The following is a 19907-nucleotide window of genomic DNA, read 5'->3' as shown; positions in this document are numbered from 1 at the left end:
CTTCATCCCTGTTCCTCCGCCTGCCTCAACGTCGCCCTGCGCATCACAACGGTTCGCCGTTGGCCACGATATTGGCAATGTTACGGAACGACTCCGAGTCTCTCGCGAGGTAGCCGTTGTCCTGCTCCCACCAGCCCCAGATGGTGTTACCGCCATCATGGGACGCGTGGCCGGGAGTTCCGAGTCCGTTCTCGGTTCCGCCATCGAGCTTCGGCACCGTTCCGCCGTCGCTCTCGAAGCTGATCGCTCCCGGCAGCTCCTCGGGGTTGGTCCCGTGCCCGAACGAGCTGTGTTCGCCATAGCGCGCCACCAGGTCACCCGGTGCCCGCGATGCGTAGATCTGTGTACCGGAGTAGTCCATGGCATCGTCGCCGGTCCAACTCTGGTGGTACCCGTCCGGCACGCCCGCCGAACCCACCGCGATCAGGTTGTCGACGCCGAGGTTGTCGGATGATCCACCCACCGCGAGGAAAGCGGTCGTGCTGCCGTACGAGTGACCGATGACCGAGGTCGTGACGCTCGACGACACTTCGTTGTCGAGACCCCTGAGCGTCGCGCTGAGCGTCGCGGCCCCCTCCGTCGCGCTGCCCATCGTGTGCTCGGTGAGGAGGTTCGGCGAGTCGTACCCGTACCAGGCGATGGTCGCCGAGCGCACCCCGGCATCCGTTCCGTAATCGTCGGCGTACCTGTTCAGGTTGCGTGCGCTTTCCCCCCAGGCCTCGAGATCCTCCAGGCTCGAGAACATCCCTCCGACGAGGACGTTGACGTTCGTGATCCCTTCCATCGGATCGATCGGATCCCCGTTCTCGTCCGAGATGCTCACGCCGTACATGACCGCCGCGGTGGCCTGCGGCTGCTCGAAGGGGTTGAACATCAGCAGCTGACCGTCGAAGTCCGTCAATTCGAGGCCGAGTGTGGCGAACTGCGTGTCGAGCGGCTCGCCGTAAGGGCCGGCCTCGACGATCTTGTCGTATGCCGCCTTGTTGGCGAGCATGCGGTCGAGGTACGGAACGCCCTCGAGGTTCCCGATGAACTCCGGGTACGTCCGGCGGAGCGCATCCCGCTGTGCGTCCGTGAGGCTGTCCCAGATCTCCGTCACCTCGGCCGGGGTGTCGGCGTTCGCGAGCGCATCGATCGCCGACAGGGTCGCGTCGCTGAGCGTGGTGCCGTCCGATCGGACGAGCCCGGCCACGGCGGCGCCATACGCGTCGTCCCAGAGCGCATACGCGGCTTCCCAGCTCTCCCAGAGGTCCTGGAGGGCGCTGCGGGTCGCCGCGAGGGAACTCTCCGCGTCGGTGACGTCCTGCTCCGCGGTCGCCCGCGTGCGGGCATCGTCGTCGGGGGTGCACTGTCGCTGCGACGACTCCGCGGCGTCGAGGTCGGCGATCGCGGCCTGGTTCGCCGTGTGCGCGGCCTCGATGTCGTCGATCAGGTCGTTCGCGGCCTTGGCATGCACCGCGACGGCCTCGCCGTAGGCCCGGACGACGTCGGCGATGCGACCGAGGGTCGCGATGGTCGGATTCATCCGGTTCGCGAGCGTGCCGGATTCGCTCTGCACGAGGGTGATGCTCTGGCCGCGCCCCTCCAGCCCGCCGTCGATGTTTCGCAGGACGATCTGCGCGTTGCCCCCGGCATCGCCGAGCGTGCCGAGATCGGCGTGTATGCCTTCGAGCTGTCCGCTGTCGTACTCGATCTTCTCGAGCGCCCATCCGCGGTTAGGCGAAGTCAGCGACATAGTCGATGTCCCATCCGCTGCTCAGCGACACGTCGAGGTCCTCGAACGACTCGTTGATGCGCATCAGGCGGTCGGAGATCCCGATGCTCGCGAGGTGCTGCGCGCGCGCCTCGAGCATCGCCTGGCCCAGCGCGTTCTCGAGCATCACCCGCAGCCCCGTGCGTCCGACCGGATTGCCGACCCCCGTATCGCGAGCGGCGATGTCGTTCGCGTAGGTGACGTATTCGCCGATCGCCGAACCGATCTGCACGATCGCGCCTTCGAGCGCCTGCTTGTCGATCTCGACGTCTGCCATGTCCACCCCCCGGTATGCGTTTCGACCCTATCCGGCATCGGACCTCGTGCCGATGGGGAGAACTGCCCATCGATGTCCGCCTGCAGGCAGGGACACCGCGAAGGGAAAAGGGGCCGACGGCGAACCGTCGACCCCTCCCGATACTGCGTGGTCAGCTGCCGGCGAGCTGCTGGTCCAGGTCCTGGATCGCGCGCATCATGCCGAGCAGCGACTCGGACATGTCGTTGATGCCGTCGACCGCGGTCTTCAGACCCGTCGTCAGCTCCGTGTAGCCCTCACCGAACTTCCCCGACGCGTGCTGCGTCTTGAAGTCCTCACCCAGCAGGGTGTCCACCTGACCCTTCAGCGTGTCCAGCTGACCCTGAATGTCATCACGAGCCTGCGACAGCGACGACGCCACCTGCTCCATCTCTGCATAAGACGCACCGAAATCGGCCATCGTCCACACCTCCGGAAATCGAGAGAACCGGACCCCTCCGGCCCGAATACACCCCACACTACGGAACCCCACCCCACACCGTCGATGGGGACAACTCCCCATCGAGCGTCGACCGATGACGGGTGCGGCGATCACACTCGCCACCTGCGGCGCTTCTCCTTCTCCACGGTCCGGAGGTACGCCTTCATGCCCTCGTCGTTCGACCGCACGGCGAGCTCGGTCAGCGCCGCGGCACCGAGACCGCGCTTGTGCACCTTCCCGAGCGTGAGCCGCACGTATGTGGTCGAGGCGTGCGAGAGCGGCTCGATGAAGCTCGACCACCGCCGCAGGTCGAGCCCTGCGAGGTCTTCGCGATGCCTCCGCGCCAGGCGAGCGATCTGCCGGCCGCCGGACTTGCGCGCGCCGAGGGCTTCGGAGTCGAGGTCGTCACCGCGGGTCTGGAAGATTCTGGTCTGCCGCTGGGCGACCTTCCCGATCACCTGCGCGACCTCCTCGGCGTAGGCGGGCATGCCCCGCAGCAGCCGCCGCTCCTCCGCCACCCACCGTCGCAGCAGCAGCTCCTCGCATTCATCACACAGTCGGGCGGGGAGGATGCCGTCCACGGCGTAGCCGCACACGCACGGGACGCCTCGGCGCTGGGAGCCGCGAAAGCCCAGCTCCTCCCGCAGCAGGGACGCGCCCACGACGCTGCGCCCGAGGAGGTCGGCGAGAACACCCTCACCGCTCCTCCGCTGCCTCTCCGCGACCAGAGCCTGCCAGCGTTCCTGATCGGCGGGACGGATCAGGCTGCGCGCCGACGTCGCATACTCCTCGAGGACGGCGGTGATCTCCGCCTCCTGGGCCGCGCGCTTCAGCGCGGAAGCCGACGTGGCCCCCGGCCAGGCGGGGAAGGCGATCCGCTCCGCCAGCTCCCGCATGCGGACCTGCCCCGCGGACACCGACGCGTCATGCAGGGCGGCAAGCGGAGCGTTCGCGTCCAGGATGCGACGTTCGAGATCGCCGACCGCGTCAGAGGTCATCGCTCATCCTTCCCTCCGGCGCGGTGCCCGGGCGCCGGTGCTCAGCGAACGGGCGCCCAGGTGTCGCCCTCGACGAGCGGCAGCTGCACGGTGACCTGACGACCCGCCTGGACGAAGATCCCTCGCCCCTCGGGGAAGTCGGTGCGCTTGACCTTGGGGAACGGCACCTTGAAGATCGCGTCGCCATCGAAGGCGTCGGGCTTCAGGATGATGCCCTTCCGTCCGGCCTTGAAGTCGCCGATGAACCCGAAACCGCTCGTCACCTGCGTGACGTCGGCATCCCCCACCAGCAGATGATCGCTGCGGTTGATCGCCTGGAACAGCGCCTTCATCTCGCGCTCCGCGGGACTGTCGGCGAACTGCGGCACATCCTCGACGACGACGAGCACCCGCATCGACAGGGACTCGTCGGCGATGATCTCGGCAAGCTCCTTCGCGAGCTCCTTGGCGTCCTCCGGCGTGACCGCGCTCCGGGTCCAGTCGACGTAGCCCTTGAGCTGCGCGCGCCGGCCGCCGAAGTGGAACAGCCGGACCTCGGGGTCGAGCCGGCGCACCGACGTGATGATCCCCTTGAGGGCGGTGGTCTTTCCGGAGAGCGGCGGACCCGCGACGACGAAGGTCCCGACCGGATCGAACTCGCGTGGGGCCAGGGTGTCCTCCGCGACGCCCAGCACCGGGAACTCCCCGATACGGTCCGGGAGGTCGCGCACCGCGAGCCGCGTCGGCAGGGCGCCGATCTCGGCGACCTCCCGCGCACCTCCGGCACGGAGCTCCGCCGCGAGACGCTCCAGGAGCTTGGTCTGCTCGGCCACGTTCGGCGTGCCGCCGAGCGTGGCGATCTGCGTCTCCAGGCCGTCGACGATCGCGCGCCCGGGGGCCGAGCGCTCGTCGAGCACATCCTTGGCGGCGTTGAGCATCGCGTAGCCCGCCTCGTCGGCGAGGCGCAGGACCACGCGACGCGAGACGTTGGCACTGACCGCCGTGGGCACGGAGCCCGAGCGATCAGCACTCGCGATCACGTGCACGCCGAGCGGGCGGCCCTCGCCGAGGATGCGCATGAAGGTCTGGTAGAACGGCATCCGCGCCGTCGTCGACTCCCACTCGCCGCGGAACTGCGGGAATCCGTCGATCAGGAAGAGGATGCGCGGCTCGTCCTTGCCGGTGATCTCGCGGTACTCCGTGAGGCTCGACGCGTTGGCCGCGCTGAACCGCTTGCCCCGGTCGTCGAGGACCCTGGCGAGCGAGCGCAGGATGCGCTGGACGCGCTCCGCGTCGTCACCGGAGATGATCGATCCGACGTGCGGCAGCACCTCCAGGCTCTTGAGCGAGCCGGAGCCGAAGTCGAGACCGTAGACCTCGACGTTCGAGCGCGTCGGATCGAATCCGGCGGCGATCGCGAGCGTCCGCAGCACCGTCGACTTGCCTGATCCGCTCGTCCCGTAGACGAGGAGCGAGCCGTCCTTGTCCGGCACGAAGTAGGCCGGCTCCTGGAGCTGGCGCTCCGGGACGTCCATCTTGCCGAGCAGCACCTGTCCGTCGCCGAGGACGGGGAGGTCGCGCAGGTCGACCGCGCCCTCCAGGTCGTCGAGCCACGGACGTCGAGGCGCCGGGATACGGGCCAGTCGCGACGCGTTCACGAGCGTCGCCACGATGCGCTTCTGGTCGTTGGGGCCGAGATCCTCGTCGTGCGAGTCCGACTCCGGAGCCTGCTCGGACTCCCAGGTCTGGATCGAGCCGAACCGCAGCTCGGCGACCTTGACCTCGGCGGCCTGCGCCTCCTCCGTGGTCCAGCCGCCCGCGTAGGCGGACTGGAACGGCACGAGGCGACCGGGTCCGGTCTTGGCGATGCCACGACCGGGGAGCGACGGCGGGAAGGAGGCGGCCACGGGGTCGTCCACGACGTCCTTGGAATCCGACTCGTCCGCCATGCGCAGGGCGACGCGCAGATTGGTGTTCGCACGCAGGTTGTCCTTGATGACGCCGGCGGGGCGCTGCGTCGCCATGATCAGGTGGATGCCGAGGGAGCGACCGCGCTGCGCGATGTCGACCACGCCGTCCACGAACTCGGGGACCTCTCCGGCGAGCGCCGCGAACTCGTCGATCACGAGCACGAGCGCGGGCGGCGTCTCCGGGTCGCGGCGCTTCTCGAGCTCGAGGAGGTCCTTCGCCTTCTTGCGGTTGAAGAGGTGCTCGCGGTGGTGCAGTTCGGCCCGCAGGCTGGTCAGGGCACGGCGCACGAGGTGCGGGCTCAGGTCGGTCACGAGCCCCACGGTGTGCGGCAGGTCGACGCAGTCCGCGAAGGCGGAGCCGCCCTTGTAGTCGACGAACAGGAACGTGACCCGGTCGGGGCTGTGCGCGGCGGCCATGCCGAGCACCCACGCCTGCAGGAACTCGCTCTTGCCGGCTCCGGTGGTGCCGCCGACGAGAGCGTGGGGGCCTTGCGTGCGCAGGTCGAGCGTCATCGCATCGGTCTGCGACTGTCCGATGATGGCGCGCAGGTTGCCCGCCTTCTTCAGCCGCGACTGGGGCGCGCCGGAGCGGTCGATGATGGTGTTGTTCTGCCGCCAGCGGTCGATCACCGCGTGGGGGTCCTCGGCGAGGTCGGTGCCGACGAGGGAGAGGAACATCACGGAGTTCGGGATGTCGGACGAGTCCTCGATCACGGTGCTGGAATCCACCACCGGGGCCAGGCGCTTCGCGAACATCGTCATGTACGAATGGGACACGCCCTCGACCTGCACGTCACGGTAGCCCACACCGCTGCGGACCGTGCCGACGGTCGCCCGGTCGAGGCCGGCGCTGACATCGACGAACGTGCGGCAGGCTGCGGGGAGCGCCGCGACGACCGGAGCGACGAACAGCCCGTAGACGCCCACGTCGGCACCGCGCTCGAGGATCTGCGTCAGCCGCGCCCGGTCCACCGGTGCGTCGTTGGTGACGATCACGAGGATCGCGGTCTGCCCGGGGAACGTGGCGTCCTCGGCGGCGCGCTTGACGTCGGTCCCGTACAGCATCGGGTCCCAGTCCTCGCCATAGGGAGGTCGCTGCGACTTCGCCTCGCGCGAGCGCCGCAGCACGATCTCCTCGAGACCGCTGAGCAGGGCGGCACCCGTGGACGCGGAGTCGGCGAGCGACACGTCCTTGAACGGGCTGCGCTCGCTGGACGTGTGCGGAAGCCACTTCAGCCAGTCGAGCTCGTTCGCCCATCCCGGCTCCGTGAGCGCGACCGTGACCAGCTCGTTCGGCGAGTGCATGCCGAAGAGCTGCACCGCGATGCCGCGCAGGGCGTCGCTCGCGAGCGACGTCGGCCCGGCGACGCCGATCGACCCCACGCTCTGCAGCGATTCCAGGATCGGCACGTCGGGGATCATCTTGTAGCGCTCTTCGAGGCGGTCGACGCGCTCCACGTACTCGACCAGCGCCTCCGGGGTCTCGGTGCGCTTGATCCGGGTGCGCGACTCGTCTTCGCACACGCCGAGCCGCAGCGAGAGGAAGTTCCAGTGCTCGGGGCGGCGCGTCCACAGCAGCGGACCGAGCCGCATCGCCTCGTCGAACACGACCGCGACGGCGGGGACCTCGTTGTGACGGACCTCTCGCTCGCGGGGGTGCGCGTGGTACAGCTTCTCCTCGAGCCGCTCGAACTGCTCCTCGAACGACTCCTCCTCCTTGCGCAGGCGCTGACCGAGGTTAGTCTTCTGGGAGATGAAGTTGCCGAGCATCATCAGCGGCGACATGAAGACGATGAGCAGCGATCGGGGGTTCCCGCTCATCGCGTAGATCGAGAGTCCGAGCAGGATCGGGGCCACCAGCATCGGCCACGGGAAGAGCCGCTGCACCTGATCGCGCGGGTAGCGCGGCTCGTCGAGGTCTTCCCCCGCGAACCGCTCCTCGACACGGGGGCTGCGGTTGAACAGCAGCGCCCCGCCGCGCTCGAGCACCGGATCGCCGGAGGCCGAACCGTCGAAGTCGCTCACCATGTGCACGACGAACTCGCAGTCGCCGAGCGCGAAGGTCTGCCCGGGGATGACCCGGAGACGCTGCACGAGGCCGCCGTCGACGAGGATGCCGTTCGCGGAGTTCAGGTCGACGAGCTCGACGAACGTCGCCGCGACCTCGATCCGCGCATGCCTCTTCGACACCAGCGGATCCGCGATCGTGATGTCGTTCGCCCCATCCCGACCGATCAGGAAGTGGCCGATCGGCAGGGGGAACTCCTGACCGGCCGCCGGTCCGGCGACGACCGTGAGGACGGCGGCCGGCCGCGCACCGGCACCACCCACGGAGGCATGGTTCGGTCCGACGTTGATGACCTCGGCGAGGAAGCCGGAGCCGATCGGGGCATCCCCGACGAGCAGGTCGGGGTTGAGCATCGTGAGCTGCTCGCTGGTGGGCGGGGCCACCGAGAGCGTGAGCACGTCCGACGGCCCCGCGGCGATGCTGCGCGCGGGATCGGTCGTGGCGATCTGCCGCGCGACATCGGCGATGGTCGCGGTCGAGTCCGCCATCACGACCACGTCGGTCAGGGGTGCTGCGGGTCGACGCAGGGTCAGCTTGACTCTCATCGCTCGTCCTCACCGCGCCGAGGGCGCATCTCACTGCTCAGGGTCATACCCACTCCACCACGAGGGAGCGATCGCCGAAGCGCACCGTGTCCCCCGTCTGCAGCTCGGCCGGCTGCCCGGCCGTCAGCACGGTCTCGGCCCCGCCGCGGACGACGGAGCTGCCGTTCGTCGACGCGCGGTCGACGACGAAGACGCCGCGTCGCGCCGGCATCACGGCGAGGTGCGTCTTGGAGATCGAACGCGTCTCGTCGAACACCGGCACCAGCTGGGCCGCGCTCTCTCCGGCCGCGGCGGCCGGGGAGCGTCCGAACAGCGTCGTCCCGCGCACCTCGATGCGCTCTCCCGAGTCGAGCACGATGATCGCCCGCACGCCCGCGGGCGGGGCCGCGGGGGCGGCGGCCTGAACCACCGCGGATGCCGGGGCGACGGGTGCGGGTGCAGGAACGGCGACCGGGGCGACGGGTGCGGATGCGGATGCGGCGGGCGCGGGAGCGGGAGCGGCCTGCGGGGCGGGCACCGGATCCGCAGGCGCGGACGCCGGGGCGGCAGGCGCGGGCGTCGGTGCCGGTGTCGGCTGGGCCGCCGGGGCAACCGGGGCTGCCACCGGGACCGGCGGGACGAATGCCGGAGCCGGAGCGCCGGTGGCCAGCGAGGGCGGCACCGCAGACACCATCGCGCCGGGTGCCGGGGCCTCCGGCTGGTCCGCCGTCGGGGCGGACGCGGAGCGATGCGCGCCGATCACCCCGCCGGAGAGCCGCGCGCTGGGGACGTATTCCGCCGGGGCATCCCGGTCGACCGGCGTCGCGAGCGACGGCAGCGGCGCCTTCTCCTCGTGCTCCGGCGTCTTCACACGCTTGCGGGCGATGCGCATCCGCTTCGAGTCGTAGGGGTTGAGTCCCTGGCGCACGTCGACGAACCAGGTCGCGGCCGCGAGATCGAGCCATCCGCGGCCGCGTCGTTCGACGTCGAAGAGCGGGGAGAGCATGACCACGAGCACCGGGCCGATCAGCGGCACGAGGAACGAGGCCATGGCGACCAGGTAGCGCACCACCGCACCGCGCCAGAAGCTGGGGCGCTCGAGGGTGCGGACGTTGATGGAGCGGATGCCGAAGACGGCCTTGCCGAGTGTGATGCCCTTGCGTCCGTGCAGCACGAGCTGGACGACGATGTAGGCGGTCATCAGGCCCTGCGAGACGGCCGCCGCCACGATGAGCCACACGAGGTCGCCGCGCGCGAAGAACTCCGCCGCGTCGAGCTTCCCGGACAGGGCCTGCGCGAGCACCGGGGTCAGCGCGATCAGGGCGGGCAGGGCGATCAGGACGGCGAGGACCCACTCCAGCAGGGCCGCCAGCGCGCGGGCTCCGCGGCCCGCGGCACGCAGCCCGAGCGCTTCCGCATAGGCGGGGTCCGGGCGCCCGTGCGCGTCGAGACCCTCGATCTCCGCGACACCGTCGTCGATCTCCCAGATCACTCCTGGTCCCCTTCGGCGTCATCGACGGCGTGCGGGGTGTCCAGCAGGGGCAGGTCGCTCTTGCCGACCAGGCGGGAGGCGATCACGTGCTCGACCAGACGCGCCCGCCGGTTGGTGGCGAAGCTGCGCTGTCCGCCGCGCATCCCGGGCACGCCGATCCGGTCGAACTTGTCGCACACGTTGTCGAGCTTGCGGTTGAACCGGGTGACCGTCCATCCGAGCCGTTCCGCGGCCTTCGCCGAGGTCGGGATCTCGCTCATGCCGGTGCCGTCCCGGCGCAGCTGCGGCTCCGCGAGCGCGAGGATGAGCAGCTTCTGGCTGAGCGTCAGCGGCACGTCTCCGATCGTCGAGGCGCCGCCGTCGTCGTGCTCGCGCCGGGTCGCCCGGAACGCCGGCTCGGCCGCATGCAGCGTGAGCTCGTACGTCGTGGGCCCCGCGCTGAACACGACCGTCGTCTTCTCGAACACCAGCGGCAGCCGGGCCCCCGGCGCCAGCCAGGCCTGCACACCGCCAGCGGAGTCGGTCACGGTCGCCGTGAGCCGCGTGCCGACGTTGGACAGCCACCACAGCCCGTCGGCGTCGGTGATCTCCAGGAAGTGACGGTGCAGGAACAGGTTGTCGTCGAGCTCCAGGTCGCCCTCGCGCCCCACGATGAATCGGCCGCCCCGCGCGATGGGGAAGTACTCGCCCGCGAACTCGACGGTCACGCCCGCTGCGCCGCTCATTCCACACACCCCCGCACCGTCTCGGACGCGCGGCCGTCGTCGCGGCGCAGCATCACGTCGACGCAGACCGTTCCCGACCCCGCCCCCGTGATCGTCGCGGTGGGATCCGGTGTCTGCTGCGGATCGACCTCGCCGGACACCGCGACCTGCGACCAGATGTACGAGTCGCCCTCCAGCGGATCGGGATTCGTCCAGGTGAACACGACCCGATCGCCGTCCCGCGTGCCGGCGATCTCGGTGACCTTCGGCACGACATCCGAGCGCACATCCTGCGGGTCGACCGCCTCGGCCGTGTCCTCCGGCTCGGGCGTGATCCCGGCCACGAGGAGGTTCATCCCGACGATGCCGCCGACCACGAGCACGACACCGGCTGCGGCGAGCGTGATCCACAGACCCTTGCGACGGCGGGGCGTGGCGGGCTCGACGGGGGCCGCGGGCGCGCTCGGTGCGGCCTGCGGCAGCGGTGCCGGAGCGAGGGACGGCGATGCCGCCTCCGGGGCGACCACCTTGGGCACCCGGACGATCGTGCGGTCGTCGACATCCGGGGTCGCGATCGGAGCGGCAGCCGTCGGCATGCGCAGCTGCGTCTGCTCGACCGCCTCCTCGGCGACCGGCCTCTCGAAACGCGGCATCTCCGACAGCGGCCCGGCCGGTTCCTTGCGCTGCGTCGTCGCCGACGGCCGGGTGAACGCGGCGATGTCGGGATCGATGCTGACGATCTCCCGCACCCGGGTGAGGCCGTCGCCGTCGTCGTCGAGGTCCTCCGCCGGAGGGTGATCGTCGACGATGTCGATCGGCGTCACCGAATGGGACAGCTCGATCTGCACCTTCTGCAGCGCCCGCGCGAACGCCACGGCGCTCGGGAAGCGGTCGTCCGGGTTCTTCGCCATCGAGCGCTCGAGGAGTCGCTGGAGGCTCTCCGGCGAGTCCGGCCTGCCCAGCGACGGGAGCGCGGCGCGCTCGATGCGCTCGATGAGGTCGGCGCTCGAGTTCCGCTCCCCGGGGCGCTCGAAAGGCGACCGTCCGGCGAGCAGCGTGTACAGCGTCGCCCCGAGTGCCCACACGTCGGTGCGCGGCCCGCTCTGCGGCGGCTCGGCGAAGGACTCCGGTGGCGACCACGGGATGGACATGCCGGACGCCTCGCCGGTCGCCCCCGTCGTCGACGCGATGCCGAAGTCGGTGAGCGCCGGTCGGTTGTACTCGGTGACGAGGATGTTGGCGGGCTTGATGTCGCGGTGCAGCACGCCCGCACGGTGCGCCGTCTCGACCGCTCCGGCGACCTGCACGCCGACGCGCAGCGCCTCGGCGACCGAGAACGCATCCTTCCGCGCGCGGAGCTGGAGGTTGGGCCGCGGGCAGTACTCCATCACCAGGTAGGGGCGGCCGTCGCCGGCGACACCCGCCTGGTAGATCGTGACGATCGCGGGATGCGTCGACAGCATCGCCATCACGTTCGCCTCGTCGGCGAACTCCTGCGCGGCCCCGCTGGAGATGCGGTCGGCGAGCAGCACCTTCACCGCGACACGACGACGCGGCATCTCCTGCTCGTACAGGAAGACGTCGGCGAATCCGCCGGTGCCCAGGGGCTCCACATACGTGAAGCCGGGGAGCTCCGGCGGCGGTGACGGGCGACGACTCACGGGAGATCCTCGAACGCGACGGTCACACCGTCGCCGAGATCGACCACATCGCCGGAGAGCACGAGCGTCGTCTCTCCGGGGTGCAGTCGGACCGGATCGGCGCCGGGACGGAGCAGCGTGGACCCGTTCGTGGTGTGCAGGTCGACGACCACGACCGTGTCGCCCTCCGGCCTGACCTCGAGGTGGCTGCGCGAGATGTCCTGCTGAGGGCTGTCGACCGCGATCAGGTGCGGGAGGTTCGCGCCGCTGGCCCGCGTCGACCGCGGACGGCGCCCGATGATCACGGTGCGATCGAGAGGAGCGACCTGCCCCGTGGAGAGTCGGATGCGACCGCCGGATGCCGCAGCCGGTGCCGGGGCGACGTCGAGCACCTCCGTCGGCGCGTCGTTCGAGACCGGCGGCTGCTGGCGCAGCGCGCGGAGCTCGGCGGCCGAGACGGTGGCCCCGTCATGGTCGCCTGTCGCCGCGACCGGTGCCACCACCGGAGGCGCGGCGGCCGCGCCCGCGGAGTGCACGGTGGCGCCCCAGAGCTGATCGAAGTCGTCGTCGACCGGCGGAGCGAGCGTGACCTCCGTCGGAGACAGCGACGCGTCTTCGATGACCGGGAGCAGCTCGGGCTCGGGCTCCGGCTCCGGCTCGGTCACGGGCTCCGGCAGCGCGACGGGCTCCGGGGCAGCGGGCGCCTCCGGGGCAGCGGGCGCCTCCGGAACGGCGGGCGCCTCCGGAACGGCCGAGCCCACGACGGGCGCCGGGCCGAGTGCGGCGGTGAGCGGCTCGGCGTCGCTCGGCTCGAGCTCGGCACTCGCGGCGGATGCCCGCACGATGCCGCCCTGCACGGGGAGGCCGTCCGCCTCGTCCGTGGTCTCGACGGTGATCTCGAACGCCGTCGCACCGCCGAGGAAGCGCTCGTTCCAGGTCGTGACCTCGGCGCCGGAGAGCTCGAAGGATTCGGTCGCGGTGGTCACCTGCGCGGTGACGCCGCCGCGCAGGGCGATGCGCACGTCCGCGCCCTCGGCGACCGCGGCGACGAACGAGGGCAGCGAGGTGAAGGAGCCGCCGACGACGTGCGCGGTGAGGACGTCGACGACCGTCGCGAGGGTCTTCTCCTCCGGCAGCCGCTCCCACAGCCGTGCGACCACATCGCCGGGGACGTCGGGCGGCAGGGCGACGAGTGCGCCGGGGATGACGATCAGGTACCAGTGTCCCGGTCGGTAGATGGTCTGCATCAGCGAACCCCTCCTGCTGCGGCTTCCCGTGGACGCGTGTCCAGGTCGATGTCCCGGTCGTCGGTGGACATCAGCGTGCCCGGCCGCGACGCGACGGAGACGGCATCCACGACGATGACGGTGATGTTGTCCCGCCCGCCCGCGCTGACCGCGTCGTCGGTGAGGACGTCGGCGGCCACCTGGGGGTCGGGCTCGGAGGTGAGGATCTCGCGGATGCGGGCGTCGCCCACCTCCGACGTCAGTCCGTCCGAGCACACCAGGATCCGGTCGCCGAGCTCGGCGGGGAACATCCAGTAGTCGGCGTCGCCCGTGCTGCTCGCGCCGATGGCCCGGGTGATGATGTTGCGGCGGCGGTCGCCCAGGGCGTCCTCCGGCGTGAGCTCGCCGGACTCGATCAGCTCCTGAACCACGGAGTGGTCGACGCTGATCTGCTCCAGCTCGCCGTCCGCGAGACGATAGGTCCGAGAATCCCCGATGTTCACGGCGAGCCAGTAGCCCATGCCGTCCACGGAGGCGATGACGACGCCGCTCAGCGTCGTCCCGGCACGCCCGTTGCCCGAGGTCGACAGCTCCTCGACCCGGTCGCGCGAGACGGACAGCGCGTGGCGGACGTCGTCGAGACCGAGTGCCGGACGCCCGATGTATCCCGCGAACTCCGCGATCACGGCGGCACTCGCGCGCTCCCCCGCCTCGTGCCCGCCCATGCCGTCGGCGACCAGGAACACGGGTGCCGACGCGAGGTGCGCGTCCTCGTTCAGGGCTCGACGCAGTCCCGGGTGCGTGGCCGACCCGGTCGCGACGACCAGCCCGGGCCTCATGCGTAGCCGCCGATCGTGACGATGCGGTCGCCGATCTCGATGGCGTCTCCCAGACGCACCGGGACGCGCTGTCCGGCGGGGCACGCGATCCGCTGCCCGTCGCGGACGATGGTCATGCCGTTCGTGGAGTGCCGGTCGAGCACCCATCCGCCCGAGGTCTCGGCGGCCGCCTCGAAGTGCGTCTTGGAGAGCGAGAGGGTCTCGTCGCGCACCGGGACGAGGATCGCGCCCTCTTCGGGTGCGGGGTTGCGGCCGAACAGCGTCCGCCGCGAGACCGAGACCCGGGTGCCGTCGTCCCAGGTAAAGACCAGACGGTGCCCCGGCACGCTGATCCGCGTGTCCTCGAGGTCGTCCTCGTCGGCGGCGGGCACCAGTCGCTCAGGTTCCGCCCGGACCGGGGGCGCAGCCGGCGCAGGCGGGGCGGGCGGCGCGACGACGGTGGGCGGAGTCGGCGGCGCAGGCGGAGCGGCGGGCGCAGCGGCGACCGGAGCGGGCGGGACGGGAGCCGACGCGACCGGAGCCGCGGGATGCTGCTGGATGGTCTCGTCGAGCTCGGGGTCCGTCGCCGGGGCCGGGGCGGTCCGCGCCGGAGAGTCCTGGGTGATGCCGGGGACGAACGCGATCAGCGACCCCTGGTCGGCGACGGGCGCGGCGGGTGCTGCCGGTCGCGGCGGGATGGGCGCCGACGCGGGAGCCCGCTGCGTCACCGGGGCTGCCGGAGCCGGGGGTGCCACCGGAGCCGGGGGTGCCGCCGGAGCCGCCACCGGCTGCGGGATTCCGGGCACCGCGGGAGCGGCCGGGGGCGCGGCGATGCCGGGGATCGGAACGGCGGGGGCGGCCGCGGATGCCCCGGTGGGTGCCGTCACCCGCGCGTCGAGCATCAGCGACCCGGCGACCTTGTCGTGCCAGCCCTGGAAGCGGCCGGAGCCGTCGAACAGCGGGCTGAAGTAGCCGACCACGATGGCTCCGGCGAGGCCGAAGATGATGTTGCGCAGCAGCGTGCGGCCGAAACCGAGCGGGGCGCCGTCGGCCGCGGAGGCCAGGCGGAGCCCCTGCGCCCGCATGCCGATCGAGCCCGCGCCCGCCTGCATGACCGTGTAGACGACGAACCAGGCCAGGAGCACGAGGCCCACGATCGGGCCGCCGATGAGCAGGGTGGCGATGGACGCCTCGAGCCCGCCGGAGAGCGTGGCGGCGACGACCAGACCGCCGATGAGGAGGAAGCTCAGTCCCCCGGCGATGAGGGCGTCGATGACGTAGGCGACCGCGCGACGGGAGAACGGCGCGATCTGATCGAGCGCGGGCTGCGTCATGGGGTCTCACTCTCGGAGGACGGGGGCGTCGTGCCGGGGCTGCTCTTGATGGTGCCAGGTTCACGGCGAACGCGCGCGGTCGCCGCGTCTCTCAGGTTCTGGAGCCCGCTCGAGATGGCCGTGCCGCCCAGAAGGGACCGCATGCTCAGTCGCGCCTTGGTGCGCTTCCAGAAGCCGGCCTCCTTCCCGAGGCCGCCGACGATCTCATCGACCTCGCGCCAGAAGACGTCGACGTCCTGCGCCGTCGGCTCCGCCGGTCCGAACACCTCGGCGTCGGCGCGCTCGGCGAGAGCGGTCACCTGCGGGACCGTGAGCGAGGAGGCGACGACCGCGGCCTCCTCGGTCCGGGTGCCGCCGGGCGCGAGCGGGGCGCCGTAGTCGATCGCCCGGTCGGTCAGCTCGTCCCAGCCGCCGCTGATGCGGTCGGAGGTGCGGGCGGCGGCCCGACGGGAGCGGCGCCTCGACGCCTTCCACGCGCCGATCACGATGAACGGGGACGCGAGCACGGCGATCACGGCGAGCGAGATGCCGCCGATCAGGAGGATCGCGCCGATGATGCCGGCGAGGTTGAGGCTCTCGTCCTCGGACTCGCGGTCGTCGGGGAGCGTCGGCGGCAGGTCGACGGGCTCCTGCGGCGGGGGCGGCGGCTGCAGCACCTGCGGCTTCGGGTCGACGCGCGGCTTCGTGTTCTGGTCGTTGGGAACCTGGTCCTCGGGCGGGGTCGGGTTGAAGGTGACCCATCCGATCCCCTCGAAGTTGACCTCGACCCAGGCGTGCACGTTGTCACCGGTCGCGGTGAACACGGCCTCACCGGCCTGCTCCTCGTCGGGGTAGTACCCCAGGACGACGCGGGCGGGGATGTCGATCTGCCCGGCGAGCAGCGCCATGGCCACCGCGTACTGCTCGTCGTCGCCGATCATCTGGTCCGCTCCGACGAGCGTCGAGATGCGCTCGGCGGTGTGTCCGGCACGCGAGAGCACCTCGCCCTCCAGCCCGTGGCTGAAGAAGCCGCCCTCGGAGAGGAACGTCTCCAGGGCCCGCACCTGCTCGATCGGCGTCTCGGTGCCGGCCACGGTCTCCGCGGCCAACGAGGTGAGCTCCTCCGGCACGTTGCTCGGCTTCGGCATCGACACCCGGCCGAAGGGCACGTCCGCGAGCTGCTCGTCGTCTGGCACGTTCGGCATGACCGCATCGACCGCGTACTCGTCGCCCGCGGTCAGCTTCGGCGTGGCCACGGCCGTCCCGGTGGACGTGTTCACGTACGTCCCGCGACGCAGGTCCTCGGCACGGTCTCCCCCGAAGCGGATCTCCGACAGCTCGCCGGCCGTAGGCATCCAGACGCCGCGGTAGTCGTCGATCTGGATCTTGAGCGTGACGGGGATGCCCTCGGTCTCCGGCGCCATGTTCGAGCGCAGCGGAGCGAACGCGCTCGATGACGTGGGGCCGCCGTCGGTGACGTTGTAGACCATGCCGTCGAACTGGTCCATCACGGCCGTGCGGATGCGCGCTCCCTTGGGCAGGCCCTGCACGGTGAAGAGCGTCTCGTTGGCCTCATCGCGCACGTTCTTGCGGAAGGCCTGGAGCGGACTCGGGTAGTCGCGGATGTCGAACGGCGGGATGATGACGTCGCGGAACACGTGCCGCGGCTGCGCCGGTGTCGCGACCGCGCTGGTCGCCACCCCCGCCCCGGCGGCGATCGCCAGCACGGCGGCACCGGCCAGCAGCCGCCGCGTGCGCATGTGCGCCGCGCGGGAGGGATCGACCTCGCTCACCGAGACCGCCATGTTCTGCGGTGCCCACAGCTGCCGGAGGGCGAGCCAGGTCATGCTGACCACCGCGAACACGAGGCCCTGCACGAGCGGGAAGGCGGGCTCCGGCGTGCCGAGCGCGATGACGAGCATCAGCAGCACGCCCGCGGGCAGCAGCGCCCAGGCGACGTGCGGCAGGCGCAGGGCGAGGGAGGCCGTAACCGTCGAGGCCACGAGGGCGAGGAGGAACGGGACCAGGAGGTGTCCGTCGGCCGCCGCGACCGGCGCAACCGTGGTGAGCATCTGCTTCCACGCCGTCACCGTTCCCAGTGCGAGCTTCTGCAGCGTCTCCAGCGAGGGGATGAATCCGAGGATCGAGGTCTGCGGCAGGGCGAGCGCGCCGCCGAAGACGAAGTAGGCCGCGACCGTGAGGCCGGCGATGATCAGGACTCCCCAGCGCCGCCAGACCGCGACGGTCGCGATCGCGAGGCCGATCACGATCCCGCCGATCACGGCCGGGAGGAAGGAGGGGCCGGCGAAGGTCGGCCAGAAGCCGATGAGCGCGGTGAGCACGAGCAGCGCGCTGGCTCCGAGATCGAGGATCCAGCGCCGCAGCGGCAGGGCTACGGACGCGGTGGTGGAGGGCGCGGTCATGCGAGCACCTTCTGCAGGGCGAGCGGAATCTGTTCGAGCGCGCCGATCGTGACGACGTCGGCATCGCCGATGCGGCGCAGGGTCGGCGCGGAGGCCGAGGTGTCGGCCACGACGGCGAGCACCTTCGCGCCGAACGGCAGGCGGGAGCATGCGAGGCGCAGATCGTCCGAGCGCACCCGTGATCCGCACACGAGCACGACCACGCTCGCCAGCGGCATCGTGGCGGCGACGATCCCGGCGAGCTCGGCGATGCCGCCCTCCCTCGGTTTGCTGTTCTCGACGGCCGCGAGGGAGTCGAGCAGCTGCTTGCCGGTGCCGGCGGGCAGCTCGCGGCCCTGCACCCGCACGTCGACGCGCTGCGAGTCGCGGATCGCCCGGAGACCGATCGAGCCGGCAGCCGAGATGCCCAACTCGAAGTCGTCGGCGGTGGCGTAATCGGAGAGGGAGCGCGACAGCCCGATCACGAAGTGCGAGCGGCGGGTCTCCTCGTACTGGCGGACCATCATGGTGCCGGTGCGGGCGGTCGAGCGCCAGTGCACGTGGCGCAGGTCGTCGCCCGGCTGATACTCCAGCAGAGCGTGGAAGGACACGTCGTCGCGGGAGAGGTCGGCGGCCGGGAGCCCTTCGAGGTCGCGGAGGTAGCCGAGGGACTGGCCGTCGAACAGCACCGTGCGCGGGTGCACGAAGAGGTCGACCGGCTCGTCACGGCGGTGCGCCCGTTCGAAGAGACCGAGCGGGTCGCCGCGGACGACGCTCACCGGTCCGACCTTCACCACGGCGCGCTTCTGGGTGGGGATGGCGAAGAGCTCCTCCGCCTCGTCCCCCGGCGCGAGCCGCTGGATCCCGAACTCTCCGCGGCCGGAGCCGACGGGGAGCACCACGCGCGAGGGCAGGATCGCCCTGGTGCCGCGGTTCGCGAGGGTGAGAGCGCCGACAGCGCGCTCCCCCACCACCACGCGGGTGCGGGCGAGGTCGAGCGAGACGTCGTAGGCGGTGCGACCGATCAGGAACAGCGCGCACAGAGCGACGGCGATCGCGATCACCACCGCGGCGACCGTGAACTCCGACCACCCGGCGATCTGCCCGAGCACCCAGAAGCCCACCGAGATCGCCATGAGCACCCAGGCCAGGGGCCGGATCGCGGAGGAGATCTTCCGGAGGCGCGTCAGTGCGCGCGCACCGAGGACGGCCGCGATGTCACGCCATCCGGCGTCGCGCTCCGTCTGCGGCGGCGTCGCCTGAAGGGCCTCCGTCGTCATCAGGCCGCCGCTCGCGCCTGGGGAGCTGCGACGCCGTCCAGCACGCGGGCGATCACGACGTCGCTGCTCGTGCCGGCGAACTCGGCCTCGGCGTCGAGCAGCAGACGATGCTGCCACACCGGCCGCGCTAGGGCCTTGATGTCGTCGGGGAGCACGAAGTGACGGCCCTGCGCCGCGGCCCACACCTTGGCGATCCGGATCATGGCGATCGCTCCACGCACCGAGACGCCCAGACGGATCGCGCCGTCCTCACGGGTCGCCTCGGCCAGCTCCGCCACGTAGCGGAGCACGGCCGGCTCGACGTGCACGGTGGCGGCCAGGTCGGCCATGTCGGCGACGGCGCTCGTCGTGATGATGGCGGAGAGACCGGCGGACGGGTTGCGGTCGGAGGCCCCGGCCAGGATGCTCTCCGTGACCGCGAGGTCGGGGTAGCCGATCGAGGTCTTGATCAGGAAGCGGTCGAGCTGGGCCTCGGGGAGCTTGTACGTTCCCGCCTGCTCGATCGGGTTCTGCGTCGCGATCACCAGGAAGGGGCGTCCGGCCTCGTGCGTGACGCCGTCGACCGTGACGCGCGACTCCTCCATGACCTCGAGCAGCGCCGACTGCGTCTTCGGCGAGGCGCGGTTGATCTCGTCGGCCAGCACGATCGACGCGAAGATCGGGCCCTTGTGGAACTCGAAACGGTGCGACTGCTGGTCGTAGATCGTCACACCCGTGACGTCGGACGGCAGCAGGTCGGGCGTGAACTGGATGCGCGCGCTCGTGCCCTGCACGGTCGCCGCGAGCGCCTTGGCGAGGCTCGTCTTGCCGGTGCCCGGAGCATCCTCGAGGAGCACGTGCCCCTCGGCGAGCATCGAGGCCAGGACCAGCCCGACGATCTCCTTCTTGCCCTGCACGGCCTTGTCGACGTTCTCCACCAGTCGCTGGAAGGTGCCCTGGAACCAGGCCGCCTGCTCGGGAGTCATTGTCATGGGGATACTGCTTCCTCTCGGAGGGGATGGAG

Annotated in this window: 14 protein-coding genes; all 14 read right to left on the bottom strand. The window is 71.2% G+C overall.

The window, feature by feature from the left end; genetic code table 11:
• Nucleotides 1–43 precede the first annotated feature (43 nt).
• Nucleotides 44–1735, bottom strand: coding sequence for an alpha/beta hydrolase (locus MME74_RS02780; RefSeq protein WP_267417154.1), 1692 nt, complete (start codon nt 1733–1735; stop codon nt 44–46).
• Nucleotides 1716–2030, bottom strand: coding sequence for a hypothetical protein (locus tag MME74_RS02775; protein ID WP_267417152.1), 315 nt, complete (start codon nt 2028–2030; stop codon nt 1716–1718). Before MME74_RS02775 ends, MME74_RS02780 begins: the two co-directional genes overlap by 20 nt.
• A 151-nt stretch (nt 2031–2181) precedes the next feature.
• A complete protein-coding gene (locus tag MME74_RS02770; protein ID WP_028501988.1) occupies nt 2182–2469 on the bottom strand; it encodes a WXG100 family type VII secretion target in 288 nt (95 codons plus the stop codon).
• Nucleotides 2470–2600: 131 nt separating this feature from the next.
• A complete protein-coding gene (locus tag MME74_RS02765; RefSeq protein WP_267417149.1) occupies nt 2601–3488 on the bottom strand; it encodes a hypothetical protein in 888 nt (295 codons plus the stop codon).
• Nucleotides 3489–3529: 41 nt separating this feature from the next.
• Nucleotides 3530–8050 (bottom strand): FtsK/SpoIIIE domain-containing protein, encoded by a 4521-nt coding sequence (locus tag MME74_RS02760; RefSeq protein WP_267417148.1) that lies wholly within the window; start codon nt 8048–8050, stop codon nt 3530–3532.
• A gap of 43 nt (nt 8051–8093) precedes the next feature.
• Nucleotides 8094–9521 carry an RDD family protein gene (locus tag MME74_RS02755; RefSeq protein WP_267417146.1) on the bottom strand — a complete coding sequence of 476 codons (1428 nt, stop codon included), beginning with the start codon at nt 9519–9521 and terminating at the stop codon, nt 8094–8096.
• Nucleotides 9518–10246: a hypothetical protein gene (locus MME74_RS02750; RefSeq protein WP_267417145.1), complete on the bottom strand. Its 729-nt coding sequence runs from the start codon at nt 10244–10246 to the stop codon at nt 9518–9520. The genes MME74_RS02755 and MME74_RS02750 overlap by 4 nt, the downstream gene beginning before the upstream one ends.
• A complete protein-coding gene (locus MME74_RS02745) occupies nt 10243–11886 on the bottom strand; it encodes a serine/threonine-protein kinase (protein ID WP_267417144.1) in 1644 nt (547 codons plus the stop codon). The genes MME74_RS02750 and MME74_RS02745 overlap by 4 nt, the downstream gene beginning before the upstream one ends.
• On the bottom strand, nt 11883–13112 hold the full coding sequence (locus tag MME74_RS02740; RefSeq protein WP_267417143.1) for an FHA domain-containing protein: 1230 nt from the start codon (nt 13110–13112) through the stop codon (nt 11883–11885). The genes MME74_RS02745 and MME74_RS02740 overlap by 4 nt, the downstream gene beginning before the upstream one ends.
• Nucleotides 13112–13930 carry a PP2C family protein-serine/threonine phosphatase gene (locus MME74_RS02735; protein ID WP_267417142.1) on the bottom strand — a complete coding sequence of 273 codons (819 nt, stop codon included), beginning with the start codon at nt 13928–13930 and terminating at the stop codon, nt 13112–13114. The genes MME74_RS02740 and MME74_RS02735 overlap by 1 nt, the downstream gene beginning before the upstream one ends.
• Nucleotides 13927–15243 carry an RDD family protein gene (locus MME74_RS02730; RefSeq protein ID WP_267417141.1) on the bottom strand — a complete coding sequence of 439 codons (1317 nt, stop codon included), beginning with the start codon at nt 15241–15243 and terminating at the stop codon, nt 13927–13929. The genes MME74_RS02735 and MME74_RS02730 overlap by 4 nt, the downstream gene beginning before the upstream one ends.
• Nucleotides 15240–17645 carry a transglutaminaseTgpA domain-containing protein gene (locus tag MME74_RS02725; RefSeq protein ID WP_267417140.1) on the bottom strand — a complete coding sequence of 802 codons (2406 nt, stop codon included), beginning with the start codon at nt 17643–17645 and terminating at the stop codon, nt 15240–15242. The genes MME74_RS02730 and MME74_RS02725 overlap by 4 nt, the downstream gene beginning before the upstream one ends.
• The gene (locus tag MME74_RS02720) at nt 17642–18904 is read right to left on the bottom strand and encodes a DUF58 domain-containing protein (RefSeq protein WP_267417139.1); all 1263 of its coding nucleotides are present in this window, start codon (nt 18902–18904) and stop codon (nt 17642–17644) included. The genes MME74_RS02725 and MME74_RS02720 overlap by 4 nt, the downstream gene beginning before the upstream one ends.
• Nucleotides 18904–19875 carry an AAA family ATPase gene (locus tag MME74_RS02715; protein WP_267417138.1) on the bottom strand — a complete coding sequence of 324 codons (972 nt, stop codon included), beginning with the start codon at nt 19873–19875 and terminating at the stop codon, nt 18904–18906. The genes MME74_RS02720 and MME74_RS02715 overlap by 1 nt, the downstream gene beginning before the upstream one ends.
• Between the last annotated feature and the right edge of the window lie 32 nt (nt 19876–19907).

This window comes from Microbacterium oxydans, assembly GCF_026559675.1.
Classification (GTDB): domain Bacteria; phylum Actinomycetota; class Actinomycetes; order Actinomycetales; family Microbacteriaceae; genus Microbacterium; species Microbacterium oxydans_D.
Note: the sequence above shows the minus strand (reverse complement) of the source record. Positions and strands in the feature narration are given on the sequence as shown.

Coding starts and splice junctions, on each gene's coding strand:
- MME74_RS02750 (WP_267417145.1), bottom strand. CDS start 10,246: ATGAGCGGCGCAGCGGGCGTGACCGTCGAGTTCGCGGGCGAGTACTTC.
- MME74_RS02715 (WP_267417138.1), bottom strand. CDS start 19,875: ATGACAATGACTCCCGAGCAGGCGGCCTGGTTCCAGGGCACCTTCCAG.
- MME74_RS02720 (WP_267417139.1), bottom strand. CDS start 18,904: ATGACGACGGAGGCCCTTCAGGCGACGCCGCCGCAGACGGAGCGCGAC.
- MME74_RS02775 (WP_267417152.1), bottom strand. CDS start 2,030: ATGGCAGACGTCGAGATCGACAAGCAGGCGCTCGAAGGCGCGATCGTG.
- MME74_RS02760 (WP_267417148.1), bottom strand. CDS start 8,050: ATGAGAGTCAAGCTGACCCTGCGTCGACCCGCAGCACCCCTGACCGAC.
- MME74_RS02770 (WP_028501988.1), bottom strand. CDS start 2,469: ATGGCCGATTTCGGTGCGTCTTATGCAGAGATGGAGCAGGTGGCGTCG.
- MME74_RS02725 (WP_267417140.1), bottom strand. CDS start 17,645: ATGACCGCGCCCTCCACCACCGCGTCCGTAGCCCTGCCGCTGCGGCGC.
- MME74_RS02780 (WP_267417154.1), bottom strand. CDS start 1,735: ATGTCGCTGACTTCGCCTAACCGCGGATGGGCGCTCGAGAAGATCGAG.
- MME74_RS02740 (WP_267417143.1), bottom strand. CDS start 13,112: ATGCAGACCATCTACCGACCGGGACACTGGTACCTGATCGTCATCCCC.
- MME74_RS02730 (WP_267417141.1), bottom strand. CDS start 15,243: ATGACGCAGCCCGCGCTCGATCAGATCGCGCCGTTCTCCCGTCGCGCG.
- MME74_RS02735 (WP_267417142.1), bottom strand. CDS start 13,930: ATGAGGCCCGGGCTGGTCGTCGCGACCGGGTCGGCCACGCACCCGGGA.
- MME74_RS02765 (WP_267417149.1), bottom strand. CDS start 3,488: ATGACCTCTGACGCGGTCGGCGATCTCGAACGTCGCATCCTGGACGCG.